The following is a 5,295-nucleotide window of genomic DNA, read 5'->3' on the forward strand; positions in this document are numbered from 1 at the left end:
GTTCCCGCGCGACCTCACCCGGCTGACGCCCTGAGCCGGTCCGTCAGCAGGTCGGTCGGTACGTCGGGTCGGCGGGGCCGGGGCGGCCGAGCGCGTTGAGCACGTAGGCGAGCGCGGTGGGGCTCGCCGCGATGAACCCGTGCTCGGCGAGATCGCCGGGGCAGGCGTCCTGGATGGTGATGTTGGTGGTGCGCGGCCCCTCGGCGAGGAACGCCGAGGAGTAGGGCACCACGATCTCGTCGTACCTCGTGCTGATCTGGGTGTAGCTCACCGGTCCCGGCGTCTCGTCGTCGGCGTTGAGCCGGGCGAGGAACTCCGAGCCGGCGGCCTGCTGCTGGCACGCCATGCAGATCAGGCCGGCGACCTGCGCGGGGACCTGGCCGGTCTGCTGGGGGATGATCGTCGTGCCGTGGTTGGACGGGGAGAGCCCGATGAGGTCGTCGACGACCTTCCCGCCGCCGAGGAACTTGATGTAGTAGCGCGGCATCATCCCGCCCTGCGAGTGGCCGACCATCGACACCTTCTCGGCGCCGGTGGCCGCGAGCACCTTGGCCGTGTAGCGCTTGAGCTCGCGCGCGGACGCGGCGATGTCACGCGTCGCGCGATTGCCGTAGTCGAGGGAGAACACGCAGTAGCCGTCGTCCACCATCGTCGCCGAGAGCGTGTCCAGCAGGCTCTTCTTGTCGCCGAACGTCCCGTGCACGATGATCACCGGCTCCGGCCGCTGGGGCGTCGGCTTGCAGTCCCAGTCGTTGGCTCCCGTCGGGTTGCCGAGCGGGTTCGTCGGCAGCGGGATGCCGCCCGCCCCGGCCGGGACAGCCAGTCCGAGCGTGGCCAGGGACGAGAAGAGCAGAGCACCCAGAAGACGTCGCATGCCGTCCCAACGAACAGGCGTGACCACGGTCACGCAGCCGGGGCGTCTTCAACGCTCGTAGACGTCGCGGCGGTGTCCCAGCCGGATGAGCACGACGAGGAGCACGTCGTCCTGCACGGTGTACAGCAGCCGATAGTCGCCTATCCGCACCCGATAGCCGGGTCGGCCCCGCAGAGCTCTCGACGCCGGAGGGCGGGGGTCGACGGCTAACAGCTCGATCGCGCCCTGCACCCGGCGGGCGACCTGGGGGTCGAGCTTCCGCAGCTGGCGAGCAGCCGCCGGCGTCACCTGGATCCGGTAGCGGCGCTCACTCCCAGCCAAGATCCGCCTTCACCGTCGACCACGGGATCGTGGGACCACCCTCGGCCATCGCCTCGTCGAACGCCGCGACGTCTTCGAGCTCCTCCCACGCCTCGAGCAGCTCGTCATAGCGCTCCGGGCTGATGACGACCGCCACCCGCTGGCCGCGACGCTCGAGCACCACCGCCTGGCTCCTGCTCGTGGCGATCACCGCAGGCAGGTTGGCGCGCGCTTCGCTGACAGGGACCGACGACATACCGCTATCGTACGTTTCGATCAGTGAAACGTACAAGCACGGGTCAGTTCTTCTTCGGCGGCTTGCAGACGACCGTGTCCGAGGGCGTGTACGCCGTGTGGAACTTCTCGACGTGGTCGATCGCGTCCTCGCCGTGGCGCTTGAACGTGCGGGTGACGTCGACGTCGAACCCGGCGTACCCGGTGTTGGGATAGCAGTCCGGCGTGTCCAGCGTCCGGGTCGCGGGCTGGCGGTAGTTGTAGCGGTCGGAGGTCGTCGTGGTGATGTCCCAGTACTTCGTGGACCACATCGACACGGTCACCACGCCCTGCGACGAGGGCGTCGCGGGCTTGACGGTGGCGTGGATGAGAACGCCGTACGGCGTGTCGTTCTCGAACCGCAGGTCGACCGCGCCCCAGGCGACCGTCGCCTCGCGGCCCACGGGGTAGCGGTCGATGTAGAACGAGTGCGGCTTGTGCTCGATGTCCTTGAGACCCGCGAAGAACATCGCGTTGAACGTCGTGGTCGCCATCTGCGAGACGCCGCCGCCGAGGTCCTCCTTGAAGATGCCGTCGCTGATGATGAAGCCCTCGGTGAACCCGTTCTCGCGGGTGCGCTCGCCGACGGTGTCGTTGAGGGAGAACACGTCGCCGGGCTTGAGCACGGTGCCGTCGACGAGCTCGGCGGCGCGGCCGATGTTGATGTTGCGGTACTCCGCGTAGGGGTAGTACGTCGTGAACGTCGAGACCTGCTCGCGGATCTTCAGCGCCTCGGCGTCCTTGGTGGTGAACTCCGGCTCCGCGACCGTCGACTCGACCTTCATCTCCCGCTCGCCGCTCGGCCGGGTCACGAGCTCGAGGAACGCGTCGCTGACGTCGGACGGCTCGTAGGTGACGCCGGGCTTCGCCGGGATCACCTTCGGCTTGCCGTCGACGAGCTCCACGGTCGCGTCGACCGGAGCACCGTCCTGGCTGATGCCGCTGTCGACGAGCTTCGTCAGGCCCTTCTCGTCGAGGTCGGGCACGAGCTCGCCGTTCTCGGGTCGCATGCCGAGCACGTCGCCGAACTCGGCCGGGCTGAGCTGCACCGGGGAGTCGCCGAAGACCAGGGTGACGGGCCCGGACATGGCCGGGTTGGCGAAGCTGTCGAGTGCCGCCTGCACGTCGGCGTCGTCGATCTCGGGCTGCACCTCGACGACCGGCAGCTCGACCCGCGGGTCCTCGTCGAGGTAGGCGTCCTTCAGGGCGTCGTACGCCGTCTCGGGGTCGAACCCCTCCCCCTTGACCGGGTCGACGACCACGATCTTGCCGTCCTTGAACCGGATGTCGCCGTCCTTGGCCGGCGTGCCGACCTCGTCGGCCAGGGCGTCGAGGGCGCCGTCGGCGTTGATGGTGGCGTCGCGGTCGCCTCCGCCGGTCCAGTAGTCCCACAGCCGCGCGGGGCTCCAGCTCTGCTCGCCACCCGCGTCCGCGACCGACGCTGCGTAGTCGACGGAGAGCCCGGCCTCCGCCGGGTCGAGCTGGGTCGTCTCACCGTCCACGGTCACCGCGATCGGCCGGTCCACCCGGTCGGCGAGGCCCGCGCGCAGCGCCGCCTCGGCGTCCTCCGGCGACTTCCCGCCGACCTCGACCCCGGCGATCGTCGTGCCGCGCGGCACCTTGTCGCCGGCGGTGAGCGCGAGCGCGGCGTACGCACCGGCGACGAGCAGCACCAGCCCTGCCAGGGTCAGGAGGACGACCTTGCCGCCCTCCTTCTCTCGAACGGGCGCGGGCTTCGGCTGCTTCACGGGCGTCATCCTAAGAGGCCTCTCGGTGGCGAGCGGGTCGCGGGAGCGTGGCAATGCCCACCACGAGCAGGACCAGACCGGCGCCGAGGACCGTGTATCCCTGCGCGTCCTGGCTGATCAGGTAGTCGCCCTCGGCGCGCGGGAGCGTCAGCCAGCCGACCATGGCGTCCCAGCCGACGACGAACGCCAACCGCGACCACCAGCCCGCCGCGAGAGCGGTGACCGCGGCCGCGGTGGCGGCCAGCGCGAGCAGGAGCCCCCACCACAGGTCGTGCAGAGCGACGGTCGCGACGCCCGTGCCCGCGCCGACGAGGCACAGCCCGAGCGCCGCCAGCACCCGCACGCCGGGACCCGGGCTCAGAGTCCGGCGAAGAGGTCGGTCTCGAGCCCGTCCTCGTTGAGCTCGCCGCGGGTGCCCTTGGCGATGCGGAAGAACTCCAGGCCCCAGGCGATGCTGCCCTGGTTGTTGGACAGGGCGAAGAACGGGCCGTCGGTGGTGATCTGGGTGGCGTGGGCCTTCATGGCGGCCATCTTGTGCTCGACGTAGTCCTGCGCGTCCACGACGGCCGCGAGGTCCTCGTCGGCGGTGACGAAGTGCGGCAACGGCCCGTCGGGGTCCATGCCCTCGAACGACGTCGTGTCCCCCGCGTCGCGCAGCGCCCGCAGGCCCGCGCGCATCCGGCTCTCCGACATCGCACCCCAGTAGATCTTGGCGATGTCCCAGGCCTCGCCGAGGTCCTGGCGGTAGGACGGCACGGCGGCGAGCGAGGCGGCGTACGTCGCCACGCGGTGTGCCTGGATGTGGTCGGGGTGCCCGTAGCCGCCGAACTGGTCGTAGGTGACCATCACCTGCGGCCGCACCTCGCGGATCACCGCGACGAGGTGATCGGCGGCCTCGGTGAGGTCGGCGTGCCAGAAGGCGTTCTCGTGGATGTCATCGGCCGGGATGGCGTGGCCGTCGTCGTGCCACTTCATCCCGCTGTCGCGGTAGGTGCCGAAGCCGCCCAGGTAGCGGTGGTCGGTCACCCCGAGCGCCTTCATCGCGTCGGCGAGCTCACCGCGCCGATGCTCCCCGAGCCGGTCCTCCTTGTCGGCCGCGAGGTGCTCGAGCTCGGGGACCAGGATCTCCCCCATCTCGCCGCCGGTGCAGGTCACCAGCGTGACGCCGCGCCCCTCGGCGGCGTACTTCGCCATCGTGGCGCCCTGCCCGATCGACTCGTCGTCGGGATGGGCATGCACGAGCAGGAGGCGCTGGTCAGCGGTCATGAGGCGATCCTAGGGAGGTCGATGGACATCAGGCCCGGTGGTCGAGCCCGTCGAGACCACAACCAGCGAACCCCGCCCGATCTTCCGCGGCGACCACGGTGGTCGAGGAGGTTGCGCAGCAATCGTCTCGAGACCACCAGCCCACCGCTCACCCCTCCCGCTTGACCCTCCGCGGCGCAGCGGGCAGGTCCAACGGCGCAGGCGGCGCCGCCTCCTCCTCGGCGTCGAGCCACCCGTCGTAGTGATCGACGAGGACCTCGAGCACGAACGCCGGCGCGTCGGTCACCACCGCCCAGGGGTGGTCCTCGTCGTCGTCCTCACCGGCGAGCCGCTCGCGCTCGAGCTGAGCGTCGTACCCGTCGCCCACGAGCCGGGCGACGACCGTCCGGGCGTCGTGCTCGTCGAAGAAGATCCCGCGCATCGAGGCATCATCCCAGGACGGCTCGCAACGACACCAGGAACGGCCGGTCGGGGTCGAGCCAGTCGACGTCGTCGAGCGCGTCGGCGCCGAGCCACCTCACCGCGTCGTGCTCGTGCGGCTGCGGCTCGCCCTCGACCAGCCGCGCGAGCGCGACCGTGAGCACGTGCCGATCGCCGATCGCCACCCGCTCGGGCAGCCACGAGACCACCGCGATCGCGCAGCCCAGCTCCTCGGCGATCTCGCGGACGAGCGCGTCGTCGGCGCGCTCTCCTTCCTCGACCTTGCCTCCGGGGAACTCCCACCGCCCGGCGGCCTCGGCAGGGGACGTACGGCGCGCCGCGAGCACCAGCCCGTCCCGCACGATCGCCGCACCCACGACCTCCGCCACCTGCCCGACGCTACGCGACCGGGCC

Annotated in this window: 8 protein-coding genes; all 8 read right to left on the reverse strand. The window is 70.8% G+C overall.

The window, feature by feature from the left end:
• Positions 1-43: 43 nt before the first annotated feature.
• The gene (locus Q0L15_RS12140; protein ID WP_296604685.1) at positions 44-874 is read right to left on the reverse strand and encodes an alpha/beta fold hydrolase; all 831 of its coding nucleotides are present in this window, start codon (positions 872-874) and stop codon (positions 44-46) included.
• Between the two features lie 48 nt (positions 875-922).
• Complete coding sequence (locus Q0L15_RS12145; protein WP_296604686.1) at positions 923-1,195, reverse strand: type II toxin-antitoxin system RelE/ParE family toxin; 273 nt, start codon at positions 1,193-1,195, stop codon at positions 923-925.
• Entirely contained in the window at positions 1,182-1,430 is a 249-nt protein-coding gene (locus tag Q0L15_RS12150; protein WP_296604687.1) for a type II toxin-antitoxin system Phd/YefM family antitoxin, read from the reverse strand. Before Q0L15_RS12150 ends, Q0L15_RS12145 begins: the two co-directional genes overlap by 14 nt.
• 43 nt (positions 1,431-1,473) lie before the next feature.
• Complete coding sequence (locus tag Q0L15_RS12155) at positions 1,474-3,195, reverse strand: VanW family protein (protein ID WP_296604688.1); 1,722 nt, start codon at positions 3,193-3,195, stop codon at positions 1,474-1,476.
• Positions 3,196-3,205: 10 nt separating this feature from the next.
• A complete protein-coding gene (locus Q0L15_RS12160; RefSeq protein ID WP_296604689.1) occupies positions 3,206-3,538 on the reverse strand; it encodes a hypothetical protein in 333 nt (110 codons plus the stop codon).
• 14 nt (positions 3,539-3,552) lie between these two features.
• Positions 3,553-4,461, reverse strand: a complete 909-nt coding sequence (mshB, locus tag Q0L15_RS12165) for an N-acetyl-1-D-myo-inositol-2-amino-2-deoxy-alpha-D-glucopyranoside deacetylase (protein ID WP_296604691.1) — start codon at positions 4,459-4,461, stop codon at positions 3,553-3,555.
• 148 nt (positions 4,462-4,609) lie between these two features.
• Positions 4,610-4,882 carry a hypothetical protein gene (locus tag Q0L15_RS12170; protein WP_296604692.1) on the reverse strand — a complete coding sequence of 91 codons (273 nt, stop codon included), beginning with the start codon at positions 4,880-4,882 and terminating at the stop codon, positions 4,610-4,612.
• A gap of 7 nt (positions 4,883-4,889) precedes the next feature.
• Positions 4,890-5,295: (deoxy)nucleoside triphosphate pyrophosphohydrolase (locus Q0L15_RS12175; RefSeq protein ID WP_366939571.1), on the reverse strand; the 406-nt coding region annotated here is incomplete at its 5' end.

The sequence above is a fragment of the Nocardioides sp. genome (assembly GCF_024509035.1).
Taxonomy (GTDB): domain Bacteria; phylum Actinomycetota; class Actinomycetes; order Propionibacteriales; family Nocardioidaceae; genus Nocardioides.

Bases quoted from the DNA above. Each gene is read 5' to 3' on its own strand.
- mshB (WP_296604691.1), bottom strand. From the start codon at position 4,461: ATGACCGCTGACCAGCGCCTCCTGCTCGTGCATGCCCATCCCGACGAC.
- Q0L15_RS12140 (WP_296604685.1), bottom strand. From the start codon at position 874: ATGCGACGTCTTCTGGGTGCTCTGCTCTTCTCGTCCCTGGCCACGCTC.
- Q0L15_RS12170 (WP_296604692.1), bottom strand. From the start codon at position 4,882: ATGCGCGGGATCTTCTTCGACGAGCACGACGCCCGGACGGTCGTCGCC.
- Q0L15_RS12150 (WP_296604687.1), bottom strand. From the start codon at position 1,430: ATGTCGTCGGTCCCTGTCAGCGAAGCGCGCGCCAACCTGCCTGCGGTG.